Origin of the sequence: Bradyrhizobium sp. SZCCHNRI1009 (genome assembly GCF_032487575.1) — a bacterium.
Classification (GTDB): domain Bacteria; phylum Pseudomonadota; class Alphaproteobacteria; order Rhizobiales; family Xanthobacteraceae; genus Bradyrhizobium.
The window spans coordinates 62,439-87,021 of sequence record NZ_JAUEUL010000007.1; the positions used below are offsets into that span (position 1 = coordinate 62,439).

Here is a 24,583-nt window from a genome sequence, read left to right on the forward strand (position 1 = left end):
ATCTAGAGGGCTACGAAAGCGTCAATCGGCCAACGTGCGATTGTTGCGCATTCTACGAACTGTGGGGGGTCCATTGCAGGGTCCATTTCGAACGCTTGTTTTCCCTTCGCGGCCCAAAGCTCACGTGCCCGTTCGCCCTCACCGCTTTTAAGCCTGTCAGCCATCCAAAGCAGCGCGCCCAAGATCGTGGAACGGTCGTCACCAGTCAGATCCACGATACCGGCCTTGACCACGAGGCCGCCCAGCTCGATGAGATGCCGCGTGCGCTTGCGGCGTTCGACCTGCCACGCGCGCATGTCATGTCGCGCTTTTGCGGCCTGATGCCGGTTGCGCGCCGCCCGATTGCGCAGGAGCGCCGTTCGTGTTGCGGTCAGCTGCTGGTGCATTTCGCCGCGACCGACTTTGAAAGAACGCGGCCCCGCGCTTGGCCCATGCCTCCCTCTTTCCGGCCTCTTTCGTCTCGGCCAGCACGATCAGCGCGCCTGCCAGTTCTTCAGCCGTCAGTGTGTCAGCTCTGGTCGCGATGACCAATTCGCCGAGCTGGCGCACCTTTCGAGTTTTCAGCCCGCGCGCTTTGTCTTCGAGTGCCTTCAGATCCGTATCAAAGTCTCGTGGCTTGCGCATCATCGTCTCCATGAGCTCGATGGAGAAATAATAGGCGAGCACACCGCAGAATGCTGTAAGGTCATCAGGACGAGCTGAGACGGGGTAGTCCCTCCCGAGATTTTTTCGAGGAGGGCGCGCTTATACGTCGTTCCGACGTGCGCTTCGCTGTGCCAGTGATCTGGTCGCGATGGCGATCTATCATCTTCACGTCAAGGTCATTGGCCGAAAGGCCGGGAGCAGCGCGGTAGCATCGGCGGCCTACCGCTCCGGCTCGCGGCTGCGTGACGAGCGGCTCGGCCGCGATCAGGATTTCTCCGCCAAGCGCGGCGTCGTTCATTCCGAGGTCATGCTGCCGGAGAACGTGCCGGCAGCATGGAGCGACCGCGAGCGGCTTTGGAATGACGTCGAAGCGCACGAAATCCGGAAAGATGCCCAGCTGGCCCGCGAGGTGGAGTTTGCGCTTCCGCGCGAGATGAGTGAGGCGCAGAGCATCGAGCTAGCCCGCGATTTCGTTCGGAGCGAGTTCGTGGGTCTCGGTATGATTGCCGATCTCAATGTGCATTGGGACAGGGCGGAGGACGGACTGCCGAAACCTCATGCCCATGTCATGGTGACCATGCGCTCGGTCGACGAGAGCGGCTTTGGCAATAAGGTACGGGACTGGAACCGTACGGAGATGGTCGAGCGCTGGCGCAGACGCTGGGCCGAGCTTGTCAACGAGCGGCTGGCCGAGCTCGACATCGACGCGCGGATCGACCATCGCAGCCTGGAAGTCCAGGGCATTGCGCTGGAGCCGCAAAGCCAGATCGGCGAGCCCGCCAAACGGATTGAGATCCGAGGCATTGCGGGCGACGAGTCTGAGGCCGACCGGGCCGAGATGCACCGCGAGATCGCGCGCAACAATGGCGCGCGGATCATCGCTGATCCCTCCCTTGGACTGGACGCGATCACCCAGCAGCAATCGACCTTCACGCGCCGCGACCTGGCAAAATTCGCGCACCGTCACAGTGACGGGCTCGACCAGTTCAATGCGGTCATGGGCGCGATACAGGGAACGCCCGATCTGATCGAACTCGGTAAGGACGCCCGCGGCGAGGATCGGTTCACAACCCGCGGAATGATCGAGACGGAACAGCGCCTGCACCGTGCCGCTGAATTGTTGGCGGGAGGGGAGCGCCTCGAGGTGCGAGATGCGGAGCGCAGGGCGGCTTTGGCGCGTGCGGAAGCGCGCGGCCTGGTGCTGTCATCCGAGCAGGTTGACGCCTTGGCGCACGTCACGGGTGGACGCGATCTCAGCGTCGTGGTCGGCCATGCCGGGACGGGAAAGAGCGCGATGCTGGGGGTGGCACGGGAGGCGTGGGAAGCGGCTGGCTTCGAGGTCCGGGGCGTGGCGCTGTCCGGCATTGCCGCGGAAAACCTTCAAAGCGGATCGGGCATTGCTTCGCGCACGATTGCCAGCCTGGAGCACGGCTGGGGACAGAGCCGTGATCTGCTCAAATCGAGCAATGTGCTTGTCATCGACGAGGCGGGGATGGTCGGCACGCGGCAGCTCGAGCGCGTGCTGTCCCATGCCGCCGAGGCTGGAGCCAAGGTGGTGCTCGTCGGCGATCCGCAACAGCTGCAGGCGATCGAAGCGGGAGCGGCCTTCCGGTCGATTTATGAACGTCACGGCGGCGCCGAGATCGGCGAAGTGCGCCGTCAGCGGGAGGACTGGCAGCGCGGTGCCACGCGCGATCTAGCGACCGGCAAGGTGGATCATGCGCTCGGAGCTTACCGCGCCCATGGCTTGGTGCACGAGGCCCAGACCCGCGAGCAGGCTCGCGGGGATCTGATCGAGCGTTGGGACCGCGACCGGCTGGCCTCGCCGAATCGGAGCCGAATCATCCTCACCCATACCAACGAAGAGGTCCATGCGCTGAACGAGGCGGCGCGCGAGCGGATGCGGGCAGCGGGCAATCTCGGCGACGAGGTGGAGGTGACGGTCGAGCGCGGCACGAGAGACTTTGCGGGCGGCGATCGGGTCATGTTCCTGCAGAACGAGCGCGGGCTCGGCGTCAAGAACGGCACGCTCGGAACCATCGAGCAGGTCAGCGCAAAATCCATGACCGTGCAGACCGACGATGGCCGATCCGTGCGCTTCGACCTCAAAGATTACAATCGGCTCGACCATGGCTATGCGGCGACGATCCACAAGGCGCAGGGCATGACGGTGGACCGCGTCCATGTGCTGGCGACGCCCGGCATGGACGCCCACAGCAGCTATGTCGCGCTGTCGCGGCATCGCGACAGCGTCGACCTGCACTATGGCCGTGACGACTTTGCCAATGAGGTTCGGCTGGTCCGCACCCTGTCGCGCGATCGCGCCAAGGACATGGCTTCCGACTACGACCGTGCCGATCCGATCCGGGGCTACGCCGAGCGGCGTGGGATCACGTTTCGCGAGCGCGTGGCCGAGATCGTACGCAAGGTCATGCCGGAGAAGCTGCGCGACATGTTCGACGGCCTTCGCGTTCCTGGGGAGGTGTCCGACCGATATGGCGGACAACGGCCCGAGCCCGGGTCGCCGGAAAGGGAAAGGAGTGGTACGGCAACCGACCGGCGTGAACCCGAAGTGCCGGCAAGGAACGTGGCGCAAGATCCCGAGGCGGAAGCACGTCGCGTCCGGACCCGGGCGCTCGTGCGCCATGCCCGCGCCGTGGATGCGATCTTCGCGGAGCGGGAGATAGGCAGGCAGGCAAGTCCGGAGCAGGTGAAAGAACTACAGACGGCCCGCCATGCCTTCGAGGCGGTGCGGCCTTATGGCTCGCATGACGCCGAAGCCGCCTACCGAAACAACCCGGAGCTCGCCCGTAAGGCGGCGGCCGGTCAGGTCAGCCCCGCCATCCGTGCGCTCCAGATCGAGACCGAACTTCGCACCGATCCAAGCCGGCGCGCCGATCGCTTTGTGGAGCGCTGGCACAAGCTTGGCCACACCAGTCAGCGCCTATACCAAGCTGGCGACATGTCCGGCTACAAGGCTGCGCGCTCGGCAATGGGCGACATGGCCAAAAGCCTCGAACGCGATCCGCAATTGGAATCCATCCTCGCCGGCCGCAAGAACGACCTCGGCATCGCGTTCGAATCCGGCCGCCGGCTCGGCCAGGAGCTAGCCCTTGCCCACGGTATCGGCCTTGGAAAAGACCGAGGCCTCGAACGCTGACTAGGCCTATCTGCCGCCGCTTGGGCGCCACGCCCCGACAAGTCGAAAACCCAATTGCACGCCCGCCAGGCGGTGGCCTCTCTTCTCTCAGCAGCCGTCAGAACCAGCCAGCAGGAGGCAGCCCGGCCATGCGCGAAGCGGACCGCATCATCCGTTTGAAAACCGTTCTCGCGAGGACCGGGCTGTCGCGGTCCACGATCTACCGCAAGATCGCCGAGGGCACATTCCCGGTTCAGATCAAGATCAGCACCAATGGCAGCGGTTGGCATGAATCCGAAATCAACCGGTGGATCGCAGATCCTGTCTCGTGGCGACCGAGGGGCGCGCTCGGTGAAGTCCGGTGACAAGAAGATGAACGTCAATCGTCGTTGTCCTCGAAACGCATGATCAACTACGCGCGCGTCCGCCGTGGCGGCAGCTTGTCCTATTCCTTAGAGAGGCGCGTCTTCGGCCCGTTGCTGATTGGACCGTCAATCGGTCCTAGTTCTGTGCTGATAGCAACAGGCTTGTCCTGCGCTGACAGAGGGGCTTCTCCACGCAGCCAACTCCGCGTTTTCTGATCCGTTCTTGGTGAAATGCCGGCGTCCCGTTCTTCACCAAAAGGGCGGCCATAAGCTCACTCGTGTCGTACCCCAACCGATGCGTACCCGGAGGTGCTGACCGGATAATCGGATAGCCTTCCTATCCGCGCACACGATCTTAACGCACTAGGCCCACCGCTGCTCACGCTGACGCTTCCTTGAATTGCAATATGCGCGCACCCTGGCGCAGCGCATCGAGATAGTCGGCCCACCACGTCATCAGTTTCACACGCTCATCCCAATAGTCGCCGCGGACGTAGGCCCGGCGCACAGCATTCGGCTCAACATGCGCCAGCGCAGCCTCGATGGCGTTGATGCTCCACTTTCCGCTTTCGTTGGCCAGGGTCGAAAAGGTCGAGCGGAAACCGTGAGCGACCATCTCGTCGTTCGAATAGCCGAGACGGCGCAGCGCCGCACACAGCGTGTTTTCGCTGATCGGCCGCGTCACCGAACGCAGGCCCGGGAAGACAAGCCCGGCCACGCCTCGCCCTGTGATCGGATGCAGGTCCCGCAAAATGGCGGTAGCCTGCGCTGGAAGCGGGACGCGGTGAGGTCTGCGCATCTTCGTCCGCTCGGCGGGGATGTTCCACACGGCAGCGTCCAGATCAAATTCAGCCCATGTCGCGTGGCGCAGCTCGCCCGGCCGCGGCGCTAGCAGGGCGATCAGTTGCAGCGCGGCCTTCGTCGTTGGCTGGCCCTGAAAGCCGTCAATCGCCCGCAGCAAGCCGCCGAACGCGACAGGCTCGATAATCGCCGCCCGGTGCTTCGGTCTTGGAGCTGCGATTGCGCCGCGCAGCGCTTGGGTCGGGTCCGCATTGGCACGGGCGGTCGTGACAGCATATCGAAATACGGCACCAATGACCGCCCGCAGGCGCTTTGCCGTTTCGAGCTTGCCGGCCGCTTCCAGTGGTTGCAGCACCCGCAAGACTTCACCAGCGGAGACGTCGCCGATCGGCAGCGGTCCCAGATCGGCCTTGGCCAGGCCGAGCAGCCATTCCAGCTTGCCAGCGGTCGCAGTCGCAACGCCCTCCCGCTTCTTCTTGGCAAGCAGCTCATCGGCCAGAACACTGAACGTGTTGGCCTGAGCCTCGGCGCGCGCCGCCTTCACCTGGCGCTTCCGGATGGCGGGATCGATGCCGTCCCGCAAGAGGCCCGCAGCTTCGTCCCTTAGCCTTCTGGCAGCTTCCAGTGGCACACCGGCCGGGGCCTTGCCGTATTCGCCAAGGGCGAGTTTCTTCTGCTTGCTGCCGAACCGATACGCGAAATTCCAGAGTTTGCCACCGCTTGGCGTAAGCCACAGTTGCAGGCCGCCCCCGTCCGAGAGCTTCACTAGCCGCCCACTAGCCTTGGCGTTCCTAACGGCAGCGTCCGTAAGTTTTCCACTCGCCATGCCACGCACCAACTGTTGGCCTTTTCAAAGCTACATCGCCCGAAAGGCCAACAAGGAGGCCAACAATTTCATCGGCTGTCAACGAACGAGAACAAACCGTGACGGCCACGAATGACCGAAAATGTTTTGTTTTCAGTACCTTGTCGGCGAGAAACGAACGAGGGAGGACGGCTGCGGAAGGGGGGTGGTGCCGCAAGAGGGACTCGAACCCCCGACCCCGTCATTACGAATGACGTGCTCTACCAGCTGAGCTATTGCGGCGAACCATGGCGGCGAGCGCCCGGCACGGGGCCAGACGACGCGAACGCGCTCCTGATATCGGGCGGACGGCCCGTTGGCAAGGACAACGCGCGCCGCCGCGGCCCGGAATCGAACCGGTGTGGCCGGGAACAGCGGGACGGCCTGACGGCCCTCAGCCGCCGAACCGTGACCAGAACCCGCGCCAGCCGCCGGCCTGCGCCTTGGGCGCGATCTGCTCGGCGAACTCGTCGCGGGGCTGGTCGTCGTCGTCGACGCCGGGATCGTCCGGCGGCCGCATGATCGGGACGATCGCCTGGATCGGCGTCTCCGCCGGCCTGGCGAGATCGTTGCGGGTGCGGAACAGCGGCGTCGGCGCGGTCGCCGCGGTCTCGGCCGGCTTGGTGGCCACCGCGTCCGGCTCGGCCTCCGTGTCCGGCTCGGTTTCGGTCTCGGCGGGTCCCGCGGCCTGCAACGGCGGCGCCGGCTCGGCAGCCACGGCGGTGGCTTCGATCAGCTTGCCGTCCTCAGCCGTGTCCACAGGGATATCCACCGGCTTGTCGACAGGCTTGTCCACGGCCTCCTCGACCGGTTGTTCGGCCTGCTCGGGCTCGGTGGCGACCACCGGCCGCGGCGGCTCGTTGTCCTGCACGGCCGGCGTGATCACCACAGGTTCGCTTGCGGCCTCGCGCGGTGGCGCGACTGCGGCCTCGGCGACGGCCGGACGGACCGGTGGGGCCAGCACGGCCTCGGCGAAGGCCGTGCTCTCGATCACGCTGCTGCGCTCCGAGGGCAGGCTCGCCACCGGCGTCTGCCACTGGAAGGCGTCGAGCCGGCCGGTGACCGGCGAGATCGGCTGCCAGCGGTCGCTGACATAGCCGTCCGCGGTCCAGGCCGGGTCGTGGCGGGCGCGCACCGCGCGCAGCGCCCATTCGCGCGCCTTGCCGGCATCGCCATGCTCGGTGCGCTCCAGCTCGGCCATCAGCATCGCCACGCGCTGGGTCGGATCGTCGGTGAACGGCGCCAGCGCCGCGCGGGCGCGGCCGTATTCGGCGGCGTCGATCGCCGCGCGCGCCACCGCCAGCGCGCCCTCGACATGGCCGGGCGTGCGCGCGGCGAGGTTCTCCACCCGCGCCAGCCGCTGGGTTGCGGAATCGCCGAGCCGCACATGGGCGTAGGCGTCGGCGAGCTCCGGATGCGGGCCGGCGGCCCAGGCCGCCTCGATGATCTTCATCGCGCGCCGCACCTGATGCGCCTCGCTCTCGAACTTCGCCGCCAGCACCGCGGCCGGCACCAGGGTGGGCGCCAGCTTCACCGCCTCCATCGCGCTCGTGCGCGACAGGTCGCGATCCGCAGTCTCCAGCGCCAGCGCGCGCGCCGTCAGCAGCACGCCGCGCTGGCGGCGGTAGGTCGGCTTGTCGATCATCCCGGCGGTGTAGTTGCTGTCGAGGATCGCCAGCGCACCGTCCCAGTCGGCCTCGGCGCAACGGAAGCCGAGCACGGCATGCGAGGCCCAGGTGGCGTTGGGCGCCAGCTTGAGCGCCTCGTCGGCGATCATGACCGCGGCGTAGGCGTCGTCGGCGCGCTGCGCCTCGATGAACAGGCCGCGCAGGCCGAGCAGCCTGGTGTCGTGACGCTCGGCCATGGCGCGGAAGGCGCGCCGGGCGCCGTCGCGGTCGCCTTCGAGCTGCGCCGCCTGGGCGTGCAGGAGAAGCGTCAGCGGATCGTCGCCGGCCAGCCGCCTGGCGGTGTCGGCGTGCTGGCGCGCCGCGGTCGAATCGCCATGGCCGATCGCGAGCAGGCCGTGGGTGATGGCGTGCCGGCCGCGCTGATGCCGGCGGGCGCGATGCGCCTTGCGGATGCGGCCGGGCGCCCGCAGCAGCGCGCTGATCAGGTTCCAGACCAGCACGCAGGCGGCGATGGTCAGGCCGAGCGCGAGCACGAACACCGGCAAGGTCATGGCGATCCGCCACGGACCCCAGTTCAAGACGACGTCGCCGGTCTGCTCGGCGACCCAGGCCGAGCCCGCCGCGGCGAGCCCGACCAGGATGAGGAAAATGACGATCCGGAACATGTGCGTCCTTGGGCGTCCTATTGCGCGGGTTTGGCGAGCGCGGTCATCGCGTCGTCGGCGAATTTACGGGCGGCGGCCAGCGCGGCGTCGCGGGCGTCGGCACGTGCGAGCCAGTCATTGGCGGGGGCGCGATCCTCCGGCGAGAGACCCTTCAGCTCGCGGCGCGCCTCGGCGAAATCGTTGCGCAGCGCCGCCGCGGTGATCCGCGCCACCACCGCGCCGCGATCGGTGCCGGCGCCGTCGGTGCGCTCGACCTTGACCAGGCTCGAGGCGCCGGCCGAGAGCTTGCTGAGGATCGAGGTCCCCGTGGTGCTCTCGGGCGCCGGCGGCGAGAGCTTCGGCACGATGGTGAGCAGCTCGCGGCTGAGCGCCGCGGGGCTCGGCACGCCGTTGGTGGCGAAGACCTCCAGCGGCTTCAGCGCGGCCGGATCGGGCGCCAGGGATCTGGCGGTGGTCAGCGCCGCTCCATAGGGATCGCCGTGACGCACAGCGACGTCGAGCAGGGTCGCGGCGACCACGCGGCGCAGCGGCGCGTCGTCGGCCGGCTTGGCCGCCTCCGCCGCCTCGGAGATCTTGCGGCTTTCCTGCGCCAGCGCCGCGCTCTGGCTCTTGCTTGCCCGCTCCAGCGCGTCGATGCGGGCGGTCAGGCCGGAGAGATCGACCGGCTCGGGTGCGGGCGCCGGCGCGGCGCCGTCGCGCGGCTGCGCCCTGACGTCGTTGAGCGCGGCCACCGTCTTGTCAGCCTGCGCGCGCAGGCCGGCGATATCGTTGCGCAGCGCTGCAATCGCCTTGTCGGCGGCATCGAGCCGCCCGGTCACGGCGCCATCCGGCTTCCCGATGCGCTGCTCCAGCCCGGCGACGCGGGTGGCGAGCGCGTCGACGGCGGACGCCTGCGGTGAGACGGCCGACGGCGGTACGACCTGCGGCCAGCCCAGCATCCAGCCGACGCCGATCACCAGCGCGGCCGCGGCCGCGCCGGAGAATGGCGCGATGATCCAGGGTGAGACCGGGCGGGGTGGCGGGGGCGGAGGAAGGTCGGCGCGCGGCGGCTCGGCCGCGGCGACGGTCTCCTCGGGCGTCTCGCTGGCAGCAGATTCCGGTTCGGTGTCACCGGCGGCATGCGGATGCGACTGGCTCGCCGCGCCCGACGACCCCTCGGCCAAGGCTTCGGCCGGCGCGGACCATGGCGAGGCAGTCGGCCGCTCGGCCGCGCTCTCGCTGGCCGACGGGCGCTCCTCGCGCGAGGTCGGCTCCAGGTCGATGGTCGGCGGTGGCCGTTTCGGCCGCCCGGTGTCGGAGGCCGGTGCAGCGGTGTCGGGTTCATCGACCATGGTGGAAGTTCCCTGGCTGAGGCAAGATTGAGCAGGCCCTCTTACGCCATTCACGACCGTAGCGCACGGGTCAGGCCCTCCAGCATGTCGTTTTCATCCGGATGCGCCGCGATTGTGACCTGGGTCGCGCCAGCCTCTCGAAGAACCTCGGCGACATTGGCCGACAGGCAGGCATGCGGCACCGCCAGCGCCGAGATTTCGACGCCGTCGGCCCGGATGGCCGCCACGAACGCCGCCGCGCTCCGCCGCGAATAATGCAGCACCGCGCGAATCGCGTTTGCCGCGAACGCGTCGCAGACCTCGCGTGGCAGGCTGGTCACCTGTGCCATCCGGTAGACGGTCTGCGTGACCACGTCGTAGCCGCGCGCGGCGAGCTCGGAGGCGAGATCGCGCGAGATGTCGGCGCCCGCAAGATAGAGCAGGGTGGCTCCGGCGTCGACGACGCCGCCATTGGCGATCAGGTCGCGCAACGCCGTCGCATCGCCCGCGGCCGAGATCACTTGCGTGAAGCCGGCGTCGCGTGCGGCCGCCGCGGTCTGGTCGCCGACCGCGAACAGCGGCAGGCGCAGCAAGGCGGACGCTCCGAGCTGCGGCGCGGCCGCGCGCAGCGCGTTCGATGACGTCACGATCAGTCCGGCGGCGTCGCGGCCGGCGTCCGGCGGCAGCGCGACCGGCTCGAAGCGCAGCATCGGCGCCAGCAGCACGTCGAAGCCGCGCGCGCGCAAAGCCGCGGCGGTGCGCTCATTGTCGGGGGCGGGACGGGTCACCAGCACGGCCATGTGCTATGCTCCCGTCGAATACGGATCGGCCGGGCTGCAACGGGCGGGTGATTGCACCTGGCGACCTCGTGGTGTTAGGCGGTTCTGCGCACTCATAATGACCAAAAGGGTTGAGATTGGGTAACGAATCGCAAACGCTCGTGCTGGGCATCGAAACCACCTGCGACGAGACCGCCGCCGCCGTGGTGGCGCGTGATTCGGATGGCAAGGGGCAGATCCTGTCCAATGTCGTGCGCTCGCAGACCGACGAGCACGCCATCTATGGTGGCGTGGTTCCCGAGATCGCGGCGCGCGCCCATGTCGACATGCTCGACCATCTCATCGACGCAGCGATGCGCGAAGCCGGCATCGACTATGCCGCGCTCGGTGGCGTCGCCGCGGCGGCCGGCCCAGGACTGATCGGCGGCGTCATCGTCGGCCTCACCACCGCCAAGGCGATTGCTCTCGTCCACAATACCCCGCTGATCGCGGTCAACCATCTCGAGGCGCATGCGCTGACGCCGCGCCTCACCGATGCAATCGACTTCCCCTATTGCCTGTTCCTGGCCTCCGGCGGCCATACCCAGATCGTCGCGGTCGCCGGCGTCGGCGACTACATCAGGCTCGGCACCACCGTCGACGACGCCATGGGCGAGGCGTTTGACAAGGTCGCGAAGATGCTGGGCCTGCCCTATCCGGGCGGACCTGAAGTCGAGCAGGCTGCGCGCAACGGCGACGGTCAGCGCTTTGCGTTTCCGCGTCCGATGCTGGGCCGCAGCGATGCGAATTTCTCGCTGTCGGGATTGAAGACCGCGGTGCGCAACGAGATCGGCCGACTGGAGAGCATCACCGACCAGGATGTCGCCGACCTCTGCGCCAGCTTCCAGGCGGCGGTGCTGGAGTCGACCGCCGACCGTCTGCGCGTCGGCCTCGATCTGTTCAAGCAGCGCTTCGGTGCGCCAACCGCGCTGGTCGCCGCCGGCGGCGTCGCCGCCAACCAGGCGATCCGCGGCGCGCTCGACGATGTCGCGCAAGCCGGCGGCACCCGCCTGATCATGCCGCCGCCGGCGCTGTGTACCGACAACGGTGCGATGATTGCCTGGGCCGGACTGGAGCGGCTCGCGCTCGGCATGGTCGACGGCATGGACGCCGCCCCGCGCGCCCGCTGGCTGCTGGATGCCAATGCCAGCGTGCCGGGCAAGTTCGCGAATACGCGCGCGGGGTTTTGACCGTGGCAGAGTTGCTGGCTGCGCCGAGCACGCGCCATCCATTGGCTCGTTCTCTTGTACGCCATAGCGCAAGCTGGCGCGGCAAACTCGGTGCGCCCCCCTCCCCCCGCGCGAAGCGGAGCTTCGCTAGGCGGGGAGGGGTCGGGGGTGCGCGTAGCCCCACGAACGCTCTCGCCCGTGGCACCCCCCTCCCCAGCCCTCCCCCACAAGGGGAGAGGGAGCGCAGCGACGGTTGCCGCGCATGATCAGTTTCCAAACCATCAGCATCATCGGCGCCGGGGCGTGGGGCACCGCGCTCGCCGCCGTCGCGGCACGCGCCGGCCGTGACGTCACGCTGTACGCCCGCGATGCCGACCACGCCGCGCGCATCGCCAGCGCGCGCGAGAATCCGCGCCTGCCCGGCATTCCGCTCGCCGACAGCATCGCCGTCACCGCCGATCTCGCCCGGGCCGCCCGCGCCGACGCCGTTCTCATCGTCGTTCCCGCGCAGCACCTGCGCGGCGCGGTCATGCACCTCGCGCCGCTGCTTCGGCCTGGCACACCGCTCATCGCCTGCGCCAAGGGCATCGAGCACGGCACCCACAAATTCATGACCGAGGTCATCGCCGAGGCGGCGCCGAACGCGATCCCCGCCATCCTGTCCGGCCCGAGCTTCGCCGACGATGTCGCGCGCGGCCTGCCCACGGCGGTGACGCTCGCCGCCCGCGACGAGCCGCTTGCGGCGGCGCTGGTGCAGGCGCTGGGCTCGCCGACCTTCCGGCCCTATCACGCGACCGACGTGCGCGGCGTCGAGATCGGCGGCGCCGCCAAGAACGTGCTGGCGATCGCCGCCGGCATCGTCGCCGGACGGCAGCTCGGCGCCTCGGCCCTGGCGGCGCTGACCACGCGCGGTTTCGCCGAGCTGGTCCGGCTCGGCCGCGCCTATGGCGCGCGCAGCGAGACCTTGACCGGCCTGTCCGGCCTCGGCGACCTCATCCTCACCTGCGCCGGCCCGCAGTCGCGCAACTTCGCCGCCGGCCTCGCGCTCGGCCGCGGCGAGCCGCTGCCGGCGGGCAAGCTCGCCGAGGGACAATACACCGCGCCCGTGCTGGTCGAGCTCGCCACCTCGCGCGGCGTCGAGATGCCGGTCGCGCTGGCCGTGGCCGCCATTCTCGCCGGCAGCGTCACGATCGACGCTGCGATCGAGGCGCTGATGCTGCGCCCGTTCAAGGCGGAGGAGTGAGCGGTGTAGGCGCGGCGCTACCGGTCGCGCAGCCACCTCCGCCGTCATGCCCGCGCTTGTCGCGGGCATCCACGTCTAAGATAATAGAGCTGGCGGTGAGACGTGGATGGCCGGGGCCTTTGACAGACGTGCTTCGCACTTTTGCCCGGCCACGATGAATGGAAAGAGAAAAGAGAACTGCATCATGAACTACTGGCTGGTGAAATCCGAACCCTCGGTATGGTCGTGGGACCAGCAGGTGGAGAAGGGCGCGAAGGGGGAGGCCTGGACCGGCGTGCGCAACTACACGGCGCGGCAGAACCTGGTGGCGATGAAGAAGGGCGACCTCGCCTTCTACTATCATTCCAACGAGGGGAAGGAGATCGTCGGCATCGCCGAGATCATCAAGGAAGCCTATCCCGACCCGACCGACAAGACCGGCAAATTCGTCTGCGTCGACATCAAGGCGCACAAGGCGTTCAAGACCCCGGTGACGCTCGCCGCGATCAAGACCGACAAGACGCTCAGTGAGATGGCCCTGGTCAAGCAGTCGCGCCTGTCGGTGCAGCCGGTGACGCCGGAGGAATGGAAGCACATCTGCAAGTTGGGCGGAGTATAACCGATCGAACGGCGTAAGATGCCGGCTCAGCAGCGCCCGGCTCTGGCGCAGCTCAGAGATCCAGACCTTTCTTGCGCGGCTCGTCGACCATCTGGTTGCGATCTCTTCGCCGAGCGCCTGCCCATGGCCCTCAGGTCGTCAGTCGAGAAGTTCCCGGCGTAGAGGGCCGCGATCGCATCTGAGAATAGGAAATCCTGCCCTGAAAGGCTGGGTGAACTTCGGGATCAATACTCTGCCGAGCGCTTCCCGTGTTGATGTCGTGATGCTACGCTCGGTTGTGGCAGGAAGCTCCTGCTTCCTGCTTCATACCGAACAGGAGAACGACATGTCTGACAGCGTCTACAAAGTCATCGAGCTGATCGGTACCAGCGGTGAATCCTGGGAAAAGGCGGCCGCGAATGCGGTCGAACAGGCGGCGAAAACACTCCGAGACCTCCGCGTCGCGGAAGTCGTCAAGCTGGACATGCAGCTCGACGCGAAGGGGAAAGTGGAAGCCTATCGGGCCAAGCTCAACGTGTCGTTCAAGTTCGAAGGTGCATGAGCTGTCCATCGGCTTGCATTGCTCGCAGCGCCCATCGGCCAGAGCAACGGCGGACGTGCTATTCGGCGTCACACCCGTCATCAGGGCGTGGTGATCGCGAACTAACTACTCCGTCATGCCCGGGCTTGTCCCACGGCTGTCCGGTTCAGCTTCCGCATATTGCGAGGCTCAACTGTTGTGGGTTTTTGGCAAGTTGGGGTGGCCCCGTGAGCAATTGATCGATGGGGCGGCGATGCATGAGGTTGGTGCGGACCAATCTGGCAAAGACCAAGGGGCTTTGGATTGCCTTCTGAAGGTCTTGCGCGAGGCGAAGCAAGAGGAAGGCGATCAGGGCAACGGCGATCTGGATACGAACGGCGTTCTCAGAAGTCCCGAGGAACCTGGTGATCTTGAGGGTCTGCTTGACCCAACGAAAGAACAACTCGATGGCCCAGCGGCGACGATAGAGGTCGGCGATCTCTTGAGCGCTGGCATCGAGGTCGTTCGACAGGATGCGCAGGATCTTTCCCGTTTCCAAGGTGACGCGCACTTCGCGCACCGCAGTCTGCATTGGATTGCGGCGGCTGTAGGCTTGGCGTTGTGGAAGGAAGCCGATGCGGTCGGAGAGGATGTTGCCATCCGCGATGACAGGCAACTCCTCCACGACCCGCAGCGGCGTATTGGATTTGAACCGGGTCACGATTCGACAACCGGCGGCGTCCAGTTGAGCCCACCAAGCATATTCATAATAGCCGAGATCGAAGACGTAGGTTGCTCCCGGCTCGATGGGCATCTGATGCGCTGCAGTATTGTCGTTGACGTTGGCTCCGCTGATTGCCGCATAAATCGGCCGGTCGGCGTCGGCATCATAGATCACATGCACCTTGGCACCGCAGACACCGGTAGAGAACCGTGCCCAGCCAGCGCTGGCTTCTGTCAGCCGTACGCTGGTCGAATCAATCAAATACGTCGTCTCGGCAAGCTTGCGGCGTAACCGGCGATGGGCCTGCTTCATCATGATGGCCAACAGGGCGGCAAACATCTCCGCAGGCCGATTCATATTGGCGTCCGCGAAAGTCGAGCGGCGGACAGGGCCCCCACCCAGGTGATAAAGCCGCGCGGTGTGGCTCGACAGCCCGGTGACAATCTCACGCAGACTGGAAGCCCCCGAAAGCTGACCGTACAGCAGCGCCACAAATTGGTCTTTGGTGGAAAGCCGTCGAATCCGCGCGTCCGTGCCATGCTCGTCCACAAGCGCCTCGAAGCGATGCCAGGGGACCAACTTCAGAATGTCTCGGAATACTGTATTCTGATGCGGCATGGCGGGACCTTCCTGGTGTGTCTCGAACATTTGGCGATGCTCAAGACCGCAGAAGAATCCACGCCATGCACCATGTCCAGTCTGTCTTGAACCGGACAGCCGTGGGCTTGACCCGGGCATCCATCCTCTTCTGGTGATGGATGGACGGTTCAGGAGATGGATGGCCGGGTCAAGCCCACGGCTGTCCGGTTCAGCTTCCGCATATTGCGAGGCTCAACTGTTGTGGGTTTTTGGCAAGTTGGGGTGGCCCCGTGAGCAATTGATCGATGGGGCGGCGATGCATGAGGTTGGTGCGGACCAATCTGGCAAAGACCAAGGGGCTTTGGATTGCCTTCTGAAGGTCTTGCGCGAGGCGAAGCAAGAGGAAGGCGATCAGGGCAACGGCGATCTGGATACGAACGGCGTTCTCAGAAGTCCCGAGGAACCTGGTGATCTTGAGGGTCTGCTTGACCCAACGAAAGAACAACTCGATGGCCCAGCGGCGACGATAGAGGTCGGCGATCTCTTGAGCGCTGGCATCGAGGTCGTTCGACAGGATGCGCAGGATCTTTCCCGTTTCCAAGGTGACGCGCACTTCGCGCACCGCAGTCTGCATTGGATTGCGGCGGCTGTAGGCTTGGCGTTGTGGAAGGAAGCCGATGCGGTCGGAGAGGATGTTGCCATCCGCGATGACAGGCAACTCCTCCACGACCCGCAGCGGCGTATTGGATTTGAACCGGGTCACGATTCGACAACCGGCGGCGTCCAGTTGAGCCCACCAAGCATATTCATAATAGCCGAGATCGAAGACGTAGGTTGCTCCCGGCTCGATGGGCATCTGATGCGCTGCAGTATTGTCGTTGACGTTGGCTCCGCTGATTGCCGCATAAATCGGCCGGTCGGCGTCGGCATCATAGATCACATGCACCTTGGCACCGCAGACACCGGTAGAGAACCGTGCCCAGCCAGCGCTGGCTTCTGTCAGCCGTACGCTGGTCGAATCAATCAAATACGTCGTCTCGGCAAGCTTGCGGCGTAACCGGCGATGGGCCTGCTTCATCATGATGGCCAACAGGGCGGCAAACATCTCCGCAGGCCGATTCATATTGGCGTCCGCGAAAGTCGAGCGGCGGACAGGGCCCCCACCCAGGTGATAAAGCCGCGCGGTGTGGCTCGACAGCCCGGTGACAATCTCACGCAGACTGGAAGCCCCCGAAAGCTGACCGTACAGCAGCGCCACAAATTGGTCTTTGGTGGAAAGCCGTCGAATCCGCGCGTCCGTGCCATGCTCGTCCACAAGCGCCTCGAAGCGATGCCAGGGGACCAACTTCAGAATGTCTCGGAATACTGTATTCTGATGCGGCATGGCGGGACCTTCCTGGTGTGTCTCGAACATTTGGCGATGCTCAAGACCGCAGAAGAATCCACGCCATGCACCATGTCCAGTCTGTCTGAACCGGACAGCCGTGGGCTTGTCCCGGGCATCCACGTCTTCCTTTTGAGCAAACAAGGACGGGGATGGTCGGGCTCACCGTAAAGCCGAGCGGGATGGACGTGACCGCAAGCCTGCCATGGGCAAACTGCCCGTCGTTTTAGTTTGCCGCAGCATTTCCCCTTGCACCGTCGGGCAAATCACATTTCCGCGGCGTCCCTGCTGCCGCATGAGGGTCGTTTCGCGACCGTCACGGATCGTTGGCAGTGGGATGCGATGGGCGTGTGTCAACGCAGCGTGACTTAGTTGCGCGGACGAACGATCGATGCACGCACGGTCAAGTCGCGCGGTCCTGATATCCCGACGCTGATATCAAGCGGGTGGCGATGCCCTGGAGTGTCGCGCTCGTGATGGTGGCCAGACAGCCCGGCGCACCAGGGAGAACGCGAAGCAGCCGTTAAAATCGTTGCGCAGGGAGGGCCGGGTGCGTTCGGCCAGACCTGTGGTACCTGCCGCCTGCCCCTTACAAAGATCACGCGGTATGGGTCCGCGTTCGCGGGGACGACACCGGCGGTGTGTCACGCGATCGGCCTCTACGACCTGTCCGCAGCGCTGCAGCTGCCCATCTCGGACAAAAGACAAGCCCAGTCGAAAGGCCAAAAAAGAAAGGGGCCCCAGCTTGCGCTGGAGCCCCTCAACGGTCAGGGCATTGCCGGGTATTTGCCCGAACCGAAGTTGCGGACCTGGTCGCTTACGACCAAGTCCCGGGAGAACTCAGTAGTTGTAGGCGCGCTCGCCGTGGTCGGTGATGTCCAGACCCTCGCGCTCCTGCTCGACGGTCGGGCGCAGGCCGATGATCACGTCGACGACCTTGTAGAGGATCGCCGAGCCGACACCCGACCACACCAGCGTGGCGACGACAGCCTTGATCTGCGCCAGCATCTGCGTGGCGAAGTCGTAGGTGCCGGCGTTGTTGCCGGTGATGTTGGTGTAGTCGGTGATGCCGACGCCGCCCAGTGCCGGGTTGACCAGGATGCCGGTGGCGAGAGCGCCGACGATGCCGCCGATGCAGTGCACGCCGAACACGTCGAGGGCGTCGTCATAACCCAGCGCGTTCTTCACGGTGGAGACGAAGAACAGGCAGATCGGGGAGACGATCAGGCCGAGCACCAGCGCGCCGATCGGGCCGGCGAAGCCGGAGGCCGGCGTGACGGCGACGAGGCCGGCGACCGCACCCGAGCAGATGCCGAGCAGCGAGGGCTTGCCCTTGACGGCCCATTCGCACAGCAGCCAGGACAGCGCCGCACCGGCGGTGGCGACCATGGTGTTGACGAAGGCCAGCGCGGTGACGCCGTTCGACTCCAGGTTCGAGCCGGCATTGAAGCCGAACCAGCCGACCCACAGCAGCGCGGCGCCGATCATGGTCATGGTCAGCGAGTGCGGAGCCATCAGCTCCTTGCCGTAGCCGGTGCGCTTGCCGATCAGAACCGCGCCCACCAGACCGGCGATGCCGGCATTGATGTGAACGACGGTGCCGCCCGCGAAGTCGAGAGCGCCAGCGCCGGCGAGCCAGCCGACCGCGCCGGTGACTTCGTCGAGCTTGGCCTGGGCGGCGGTCTTGGCAGCGGCGTCGCCGGCGGCGGCGAGAGCCTTGGCAGCGGCGGCCACGTCATCGGGAGCCGCGATGTACCAGACCCAGTGCGCGATCGGGAAGTAGATGAAGGTCACCCAGAGCAGGATGAACAGCATCACCGCCGAGAACTTGATGCGTTCGGCGAAGGCGCCGACGATCAGGGCCGGGGTGATCATCGCGAAGGTCATCTGGAACACGAAGTAGGCCAGCTCCGGGATCACCACGCCGTTCGAGAAGGTCGGAACGGTCGAGTTGGCGTCGACGCCGTGCAGGAAGGCCTTGGAGAAGCCGCCGACCCACGAGGTCATGCTGCCGCCGTCGGTGAAGGCCATCGAGTAGCCGTAGAGCGTCCAGATCACGCCGACCATGGCGACGATCGCGAACACCTGGGTGAGGACCGAGGCCATGTTCTTGGTGCGGACGAGACCGCCATAGAACAGCGCGAGGCCGGGGATGGACATCATCAGCACGAGGGCGCTGGACACGAGCATCCAGGCGACGTCGCCCTTATTGGGAACGGGGGCGGCTGCGGCAGCGGCGGCCGGCGCGTCCTCGGCGAACGCCACGTCGGCGAGGCCTGCGACGCAGAGCCCGGCGATGGCGAGCGTGATCCATCCCGCGCTGGTTGGACGTTTGAACGTCATTTTATTCTACTCCGTAAGTGTTCTGGTTTGAGCGCGAAATCAAAGGGCCGCAGCGTCCGCTTCGCCGGTGCGGATGCGCACGGCGTGGTCGAGGCTGATGACGAAGATCTTGCCGTCGCCGATCTGGCCGGTCTTGGCGGCCGAGGAGATGGCATCGATGGTCTTGTCGACCTGGTCGGAGGGGATCGCGACCTCGATCTTGATCTTGGGCAGGAAGCTCACCGCATATTCAGCGCCGCGGTAGATTTCCGTATGACCTTTCTGACGGCCGTACCCCTTCACTTCCGTCACCGTGAGACCATGAACGCCGATGGCGGTCAGGGCGTCCCGGACTTCTTCGAGCTTGAATGGCTTAATGATCGCCATAACAATTTTCATGGGTCCAATCCCCGCTTGGGCCCGGTACGGACATTACCGAGCGCTTCCTGTCGACTGAGGTTCACCACGCGGAGAAAATCTTCACGACGCGGGCACAGCCGGGGGCGATAGAATCAAATGCCGTGCCAGACGGCTGGTCAGGGCTAACGAGCGGTGAATCCTGACCTTTTCAGCCCTCAGGGGGGGCATCAGGGGCTGCGCCATTCCGTCGCGCTCAAGGAATGGGCAGACATGCGCAAAAGTTGCGCATGTCAGGCTCAAGACACAATGCTGCCCACGGCGCGGGCAGAATCCCGCGACGCCGAACAGGTCAATTGGCGCCGTTTGCTGCAGCTATTGCAGCGCCTCGCCATGCTGGGAGATGTCGAGCCCTTCCAGCTCGTGCTCGCGCGACACCCGCAGCGGTACGAAGGCGCTGACCAGCTTCAGGAGACCCCAGGTCACGCCGCCCGACCACACCAGTGTGACGGCGACGCCGTAGAGCTGGGCCGCAAGCTGCTTTGGGTTGCCCTCGATCAGCCCGGTAGTGCCGCCGATCGCGGCCGTCGCGAACACGCCGGCCAGCAGGGTCCCGGTCAGGCCGCCGATGCCGTGGACGCCGAACACGTCGAGCGAATCGTCATAGTTGAAGCGGTGCTTCAGCGAGGTGCAGGCCCAGTAGCAGATGATACCGGCGAGCGCGCCGATCACCAGGCCGTGCCACGGCGCGACGAAGCCGGACGCGGGCGTGATGGTGCCGAGGCCGGCGACCGCGCCGGAGATCATGCCGAGCACCGAGGGCTTGCGCCGGGTCGACCATTCCAGCGCGCCCCAGGTGACGGCGCCGGCGCAGGCGGCGAGATGCGTGGTCAGGATCGCCATCACCGCATGCGCATTGGCCCCAAGCGCCGAGCCGCCATTGAAGCCGAACCAGCCGACCCAGAGCAGGCCGGTGCCGACCACCGCGAGCGACAGGTCGAACGGCGAGAGGTTCTCGCTGCCATAGCCCTGGCGCCGTCCCATCACCAGCGCGGCGACCAGCCCGGCAGTGCCGGCGGAGAGATGCACGACGAGGCCGCCGGCGAAATCGACCACGCCGGCCTGCGCAAGGAAGCCGCCGCCCCAGATCCAATGCGCCAGCGGGACATAGACGAAGATGAACCAGGCGATGCCGAACAGCAGATAGGCCGAGAACCGCATGCGGTCGGCGACCGAGCCCGCCACCAGCGCCACCGTGATGATCGCAAACGTCATCTGGTACAGCATGAACAGCGACTCGGGGATGGTCTTGGCGCCAGGATGGACGCTGTCCATGCCCATGCCGGCAAGGAACGCGCGGTCGAGCGAGCCGATCCAGTTGCCGTCGCCGACGAACGCCAGCGAATAGCCGAACGCGACCCACAGGATCGAGATCAGCATCACCGCCGCGAGGCTCTGCGCCATCGTCGCCAGCACGTTCTTCTTGCGCACCATGCCCGAGTAGAACAGCGCCAGCCCGGGAATGGTCATCATCAGCACCAGCGCGGTGGCGACGATCATCCAGGCGGTGTCGGCCGGATCGATCGTGGACGGCGCTGCCGCCCGTGCGGGTGTAACGAAGATGATGGCGGCCGCCGCAGCCAAAGCAGCAGGCGCGCGCAGGCAACGAGACGCGCAGGTCCCCATGACAGTCCCCCCGGCATGTCGGATCAGGTTGAGAATGTTCGCTCCGCCGCGCCGTTGCGGCGGGCGTGCAGCCGTCGCGGCTGCTTGAACGGTTTACAGAGCGTCGGTGTCGGTCTCGCCGGTGCGGATGCGGCGGGCATGATCGATCGGCGTCACGAAGATCTTGCCGTCGCCGATCTGGCCGGTGCGCGCATGCGTGGTGATCACCTCGACCGCCTTGTCGGCCATCTCGGAGTTGACCGCGATCTCGATGCGCAGCTTGGGCAGGAAGTTCACGATATATTCGGCGCCCCGGTAGATCTCCGTGTGGCCCTTCTGGCGGCCGTAGCCCTTGACCTCGGTCACGGTCATGCCGTGGACGCCGATCGCGGTGAGGGCCTGGCGCACCTCGTCGAGCTTGAAGGGTTTGATGATCGCGACGACGAGCTTCATGGGCGGGCCTTGGTTTCCTCGGAGCGAAGCAGCCTGTTTCGGAGGCAGGCTTGGGACGGCCGTTTTGGCCTGTTCCTAGGCAAATGGCACAAAATCAGCGCAGCGTTAAGCGAAAACGTCAAGGAGTGACGGATATCACTGAACGGAACGCGACATCGCCCGACAGACTGAAGACGTGTTCCTGCCATCCTCTATTCAAGGACATCCCATGTCGAATCGTTCCTGGTATTACGCGGCGCAAGGCCAGCAACAGGGTCCCATTTCGGAAGACGAACTGCGCGACCTGATCGCCCGGGGCGTCGTGACCGCCGAGACGCTGCTGTGGAGCGACGGCATGGCCGGCTGGGAGAAGGCCGGGCGCATTCCCGGCCTGATGTCGGGCGTGCCGAGCATGTCGCCGGCCACGCCGCCCGCGTTCGACGCCGGCACCGCCGCGTCGGGCGGCGCGCTCTCGGTCAAGCTCGACACCTGGTCCTATCTCGGCTGGACGCTGCTGTATGTCGTCGGCCAGTTCCTGATCGTCATCACGCCCTGGACCGCTGTCTATCTCTACCGCTACGTGATCGAGCGGATGAGGGTGCCCGGCCGGCCGAACCTCACCTTCACCGGCCAGCCGCTCGACATCTGGTACGTCTTCATCGCGATGGGCGTGCTGGCCTATGTCGGCCTCAGCGACCGGCCGATCCTCAACCTCATCTCGCTGGTTGCCCCGGCGTTCCTGGGCTGGATGGTGCTGCGCTGGCTGCTGAGCAACCTCGCCTCGAATGGCGAGCGGTTGCCGATCCATTTCGAAGGCAGCCCCGTCGTCTATGCCGGCTGGTACCTGCTGATGATCGTGTCGGGCATCACCGTCATCGGCTGGGCCTGGGTGCTGACCGCCTGGATGCGCTGGGTGTGCCGCAACATCCAGGGGACGCGGCGCGAGGTCGTGTTCACCGGCTCGGGCCTGCAGGTGCTGTGGCGCACCTTCGCGTTCGTGCTCGGCAGCTCGGTGATCATTCCGATCCCGTGGCTGCTGCGCTGGTACAGCGCCTGGTACGTGTCGCAATTCGCGGTCGTGCCGCGCACCGCGCAGCCGATGTGATGCGGCTAGGCCCGGCGCTCGCGGATCGATCCCTCCTGCGCGACGGAGGCGACCAGCGTGCCGTCGGGCTTGAAGATCGAGCCGCGGGTCAGCCCGCGGCCGCCCTGCGCGCTCGGCGAATCCTGCGCATAGAGCAGCCATTCGTCGGCGCGGAACGGGCGGTGAAACCACATCGCGTGATCCAGCGAGGCCGGCATCATGCGCTTGTCGAACAAGGTGCGGCCATAGCGCGCCATCACGGCGTCAAGCAGCGAGAAGTCCGATGCATAGGCTAGCGCGCACATGTGCAGCGCCGGATCATCGGGCAGCTTCGCCGCCGTCCTGATCCAGACATGGATGCGCCCGTCGTCGATCTTCTGGCCGAAATAGCGGCTGAGCTCGACCGGGCGCAATTCGATCGGACGATCGGATTCGTAATAGCGGCGGATGAAGTCCGGCATCCGCTGGAAGACCTCCTGGAACATCGGCTGCTTGGAGATCTCCTCGGCCGTCAGCTTCTCCGGCGGCGGCACGTCCGGCATCCTGTCCTGATGGTTGAACGCGCTCTCCTCGTCGCTGTGGAACGAGACCATGATGGAGAAGATCGCGTTGCCGTGCTGGATCGCGGTGACGCGGCGCGTCGCGTAGCTCTTGCCGTCGCGGAGGCGCTCCACCTGGTAGATGATCGGCACCTGCGGGTCGCCCGGCAGGATGAAATAGCAGTGCAGCGAATGCGGCAGCCGGCCCTCGACGGTGCGGCACGCCGCCATCATCGCCTGGCCGATCACCTGGCCGCCGAACACGCGCTGCCAGCTGGTCTTCGGGCTGTTGCCGCGGAACAGGTTCACCTCGATCGGCTCGAGATCGAGGATCGAGATCAGGTCGATCAGTCCCTTGGACATGGCGTGTTGCTTTCGCTGGCTCGGCCGTCCGCTCCGGCCCCGTTCGGGCGGGATCAGGCATCCGGAAATGACGGCCTGGGGTGGCAGCCCTTGGTTCACGCCCCTGTTTCGCCCAGCTATAATCGCCCCGCAAGAGTAACCGTGAGCAGGGTGCCATGACGACACAGCGAAGCATTGTCATTTGTGGCGGCGCCTTTGCCGGCCTGGCGCTTGCGCTGGCGCTCCGGCAGGGGCTCGGCCCCGAGGTGCCCGTCATCGTGGCCGATCCGGCGCTCGCCAACCGGCCAAGCCGCGATCCACGCGCCAGCGCCATCGTCGCGGCCTGCCGCAAGCTGTTCGACGCGATCGGCGTCTGGGCGGACGTGGCGCCGCAGGCGCAGCCGATCCTCGACATGGTCATCACCGATTCCAAGCTCGAGGATGCGACGCGGCCGTCGTTCCTGACCTTTGCGGGCCAGGTCGAGGCCGGCGAGCCGTTCGCGCACATGGTCGAGAACCGGCACCTGATCGACGCGCTGGTCAAGCATGCGGAGGCGGCGGGCGTCGAGCTCAAGGCGATGCCTGTGACCGGTTTTGAGACGCGCGGCGACAGCGTTGCAGTGACCCTGGGCGATGGCAGCCGCTGCGAAGCCAGCCTGCTGGTTGCCGCCGACGGCGCGCGTTCGAAGCTGCGCGAGCGCGCGGGCATCCAGACCCATGGCTGGGACTATGATCAGTCCGGCATCGTCGTCACCATCGGTCATGAGCGCGACCATGGCGGCCGCGCCGAAGAGCATTTCCTGCCGCCCGGCCCATTCGCGATCCTGCCGCTGACCGGCAAGCGCTCCTCGCTGGTGTGGACCGAGCGGCGCAAGGAAGCGAAGCGCCTCGTGGAGCTGAGCGCGGACGAATTCCACGCCGAGCTGGAAAAGCGCGCCGGCCTGCATCTCGGCGAGCTCAAGGTGCTCGACCAGCCCCGGGCGTTTCCGCTGTCCTATTTCGTTGCCCGCTCCTTCATCGCGCCGCGGCTGGCGCTGGTCGGCGACGCCGCCCATGTGATCCATCCGATCGCGGGGCAGGGCCTCAACATGGGGCTGAAGGACGTCGCCGCGCTGGCCGAGGTCGTGGTCGATGCTGCGCGCATGGGGATCGATCCGGGGCAGGTCGATGTGCTCGAGCGCTACCAGCGCTGGCGCCGCTTCGACACGATGGCGATGGGCGTCGCCACCAACTCGCTGAACTTCCTGTTCTCGAACAAGTCGACCTTGCTGCGCGCCGTGCGCGACATCGGCCTTGGGATCGTCGATCGCGCGCCGCCGCTGAAGGAGCTGTTCATCAAGCAGGCCGCGGGCCTCACCGGGGAGATGCCGCGGCTGTTGAAGGGGGAAGCGTTATAAAGCATGATCCGGAAAAGTGGGGACCGGTTTTCCG

Annotated in this window: 20 protein-coding genes, 1 tRNA gene and 1 pseudogene; 8 read left to right on the forward strand and 14 right to left on the reverse strand. The window is 66.2% G+C overall.

What is annotated here, in order from left to right; all coding sequences use genetic code 11:
• Positions 1-2 precede the first annotated feature (2 nt).
• On the reverse strand, positions 3-296 hold the full coding sequence (locus QX010_RS14815) for a conjugal transfer protein TraD (RefSeq protein ID WP_315800793.1): 294 nt from the start codon (positions 294-296) through the stop codon (positions 3-5).
• A gap of 1 nt (position 297) precedes the next feature.
• Complete coding sequence (locus QX010_RS14820; RefSeq protein WP_315800928.1) at positions 298-624, reverse strand: conjugal transfer protein TraD; 327 nt, start codon at positions 622-624, stop codon at positions 298-300.
• A 169-nt stretch (positions 625-793) separates the two neighbouring features.
• Here QX010_RS14820 and traA point away from each other — a divergent pair, with 169 nt between their 5' ends.
• Both traA and QX010_RS14830 read left to right on the forward strand, forming a co-directional pair.
• Positions 794-3,805 (forward strand): Ti-type conjugative transfer relaxase TraA, encoded by a 3,012-nt coding sequence (gene traA, locus QX010_RS14825; protein WP_315800792.1) that lies wholly within the window; start codon positions 794-796, stop codon positions 3,803-3,805.
• Between the two features lie 128 nt (positions 3,806-3,933).
• Positions 3,934-4,149 (forward strand): AlpA family transcriptional regulator, encoded by a 216-nt coding sequence (locus QX010_RS14830; protein ID WP_315715837.1) that lies wholly within the window; start codon positions 3,934-3,936, stop codon positions 4,147-4,149.
• 379 nt (positions 4,150-4,528) lie between these two features.
• Here the strand turns inward: QX010_RS14830 and QX010_RS14835 are convergent, their stop codons facing one another.
• The 5 genes from QX010_RS14835 to QX010_RS14855 all read right to left on the reverse strand — a co-directional run bounded on the left by QX010_RS14835 (position 4,529) and on the right by QX010_RS14855 (position 10,197).
• Entirely contained in the window at positions 4,529-5,776 is a 1,248-nt protein-coding gene (locus tag QX010_RS14835; protein WP_315800791.1) for a tyrosine-type recombinase/integrase, read from the reverse strand.
• 185 nt (positions 5,777-5,961) lie between these two features.
• Positions 5,962-6,037: transfer RNA gene (locus QX010_RS14840), tRNA-Thr, on the reverse strand.
• A 151-nt stretch (positions 6,038-6,188) separates the two neighbouring features.
• A complete protein-coding gene (locus QX010_RS14845) occupies positions 6,189-8,087 on the reverse strand; it encodes a heme biosynthesis protein HemY (RefSeq protein WP_316180224.1) in 1,899 nt (632 codons plus the stop codon).
• A gap of 17 nt (positions 8,088-8,104) precedes the next feature.
• Complete coding sequence (locus tag QX010_RS14850; protein ID WP_316180226.1) at positions 8,105-9,418, reverse strand: hypothetical protein; 1,314 nt, start codon at positions 9,416-9,418, stop codon at positions 8,105-8,107.
• Positions 9,419-9,468: 50 nt separating this feature from the next.
• The gene (locus tag QX010_RS14855; protein ID WP_315800788.1) at positions 9,469-10,197 is read right to left on the reverse strand and encodes a uroporphyrinogen-III synthase; all 729 of its coding nucleotides are present in this window, start codon (positions 10,195-10,197) and stop codon (positions 9,469-9,471) included.
• Between the two features lie 140 nt (positions 10,198-10,337).
• Here QX010_RS14855 and tsaD point away from each other — a divergent pair, with 140 nt between their 5' ends.
• The 4 genes from tsaD (at position 10,338) to QX010_RS14875 (ending at position 13,766) form a co-directional block, all read left to right on the forward strand.
• On the forward strand, positions 10,338-11,405 hold the full coding sequence (tsaD, locus tag QX010_RS14860) for a tRNA (adenosine(37)-N6)-threonylcarbamoyltransferase complex transferase subunit TsaD (protein WP_316180228.1): 1,068 nt from the start codon (positions 10,338-10,340) through the stop codon (positions 11,403-11,405).
• Positions 11,406-11,646: 241 nt separating this feature from the next.
• The gene (locus QX010_RS14865; protein ID WP_316180229.1) at positions 11,647-12,627 is read left to right on the forward strand and encodes an NAD(P)H-dependent glycerol-3-phosphate dehydrogenase; all 981 of its coding nucleotides are present in this window, start codon (positions 11,647-11,649) and stop codon (positions 12,625-12,627) included.
• Positions 12,628-12,811: 184 nt separating this feature from the next.
• Positions 12,812-13,225, forward strand: a complete 414-nt coding sequence (locus QX010_RS14870) for an EVE domain-containing protein (RefSeq protein ID WP_315800785.1) — start codon at positions 12,812-12,814, stop codon at positions 13,223-13,225.
• Positions 13,226-13,550: 325 nt separating this feature from the next.
• Positions 13,551-13,766 carry a dodecin family protein gene (locus tag QX010_RS14875; protein ID WP_315800784.1) on the forward strand — a complete coding sequence of 72 codons (216 nt, stop codon included), beginning with the start codon at positions 13,551-13,553 and terminating at the stop codon, positions 13,764-13,766.
• Positions 13,767-13,911: 145 nt separating this feature from the next.
• On the opposite strand, the gene QX010_RS14880 is transcribed toward QX010_RS14875, so the two are convergent.
• The 6 genes from QX010_RS14880 to QX010_RS14905 form a co-directional block, all read right to left on the reverse strand.
• Complete coding sequence (locus tag QX010_RS14880) at positions 13,912-15,066, reverse strand: IS4 family transposase (protein ID WP_315800429.1); 1,155 nt, start codon at positions 15,064-15,066, stop codon at positions 13,912-13,914.
• 190 nt (positions 15,067-15,256) lie between these two features.
• Complete coding sequence (locus tag QX010_RS14885; RefSeq protein WP_315800429.1) at positions 15,257-16,411, reverse strand: IS4 family transposase; 1,155 nt, start codon at positions 16,409-16,411, stop codon at positions 15,257-15,259.
• 840 nt (positions 16,412-17,251) lie between these two features.
• The gene (locus tag QX010_RS14890) at positions 17,252-18,754 is read right to left on the reverse strand and encodes an ammonium transporter (RefSeq protein ID WP_315800783.1); all 1,503 of its coding nucleotides are present in this window, start codon (positions 18,752-18,754) and stop codon (positions 17,252-17,254) included.
• A 39-nt stretch (positions 18,755-18,793) separates the two neighbouring features.
• The gene (locus QX010_RS14895; protein WP_006611147.1) at positions 18,794-19,132 is read right to left on the reverse strand and encodes a P-II family nitrogen regulator; all 339 of its coding nucleotides are present in this window, start codon (positions 19,130-19,132) and stop codon (positions 18,794-18,796) included.
• Between the two features lie 333 nt (positions 19,133-19,465).
• Positions 19,466-20,776, reverse strand: a complete 1,311-nt coding sequence (locus QX010_RS14900) for an ammonium transporter (protein ID WP_316180231.1) — start codon at positions 20,774-20,776, stop codon at positions 19,466-19,468.
• A 93-nt stretch (positions 20,777-20,869) separates the two neighbouring features.
• Positions 20,870-21,208, reverse strand: coding sequence for a P-II family nitrogen regulator (locus tag QX010_RS14905; RefSeq protein ID WP_315800781.1), 339 nt, complete (start codon positions 21,206-21,208; stop codon positions 20,870-20,872).
• A gap of 208 nt (positions 21,209-21,416) precedes the next feature.
• Between QX010_RS14905 and QX010_RS14910 the strand changes: the two genes are divergently transcribed.
• A complete protein-coding gene (locus tag QX010_RS14910) occupies positions 21,417-22,292 on the forward strand; it encodes a DUF4339 domain-containing protein (RefSeq protein WP_316180233.1) in 876 nt (291 codons plus the stop codon).
• A gap of 5 nt (positions 22,293-22,297) precedes the next feature.
• On the opposite strand, the gene tesB is transcribed toward QX010_RS14910, so the two are convergent.
• Positions 22,298-23,173, reverse strand: a complete 876-nt coding sequence (gene tesB / locus QX010_RS14915) for an acyl-CoA thioesterase II (RefSeq protein WP_315800779.1) — start codon at positions 23,171-23,173, stop codon at positions 22,298-22,300.
• A 152-nt stretch (positions 23,174-23,325) separates the two neighbouring features.
• Between tesB and QX010_RS14920 the strand changes: the two are divergent.
• A pseudogene (locus tag QX010_RS14920) lies at positions 23,326-24,549 on the forward strand (ubiquinone biosynthesis hydroxylase); the annotation flags it as partial.
• Between the last annotated feature and the right edge of the window lie 34 nt (positions 24,550-24,583).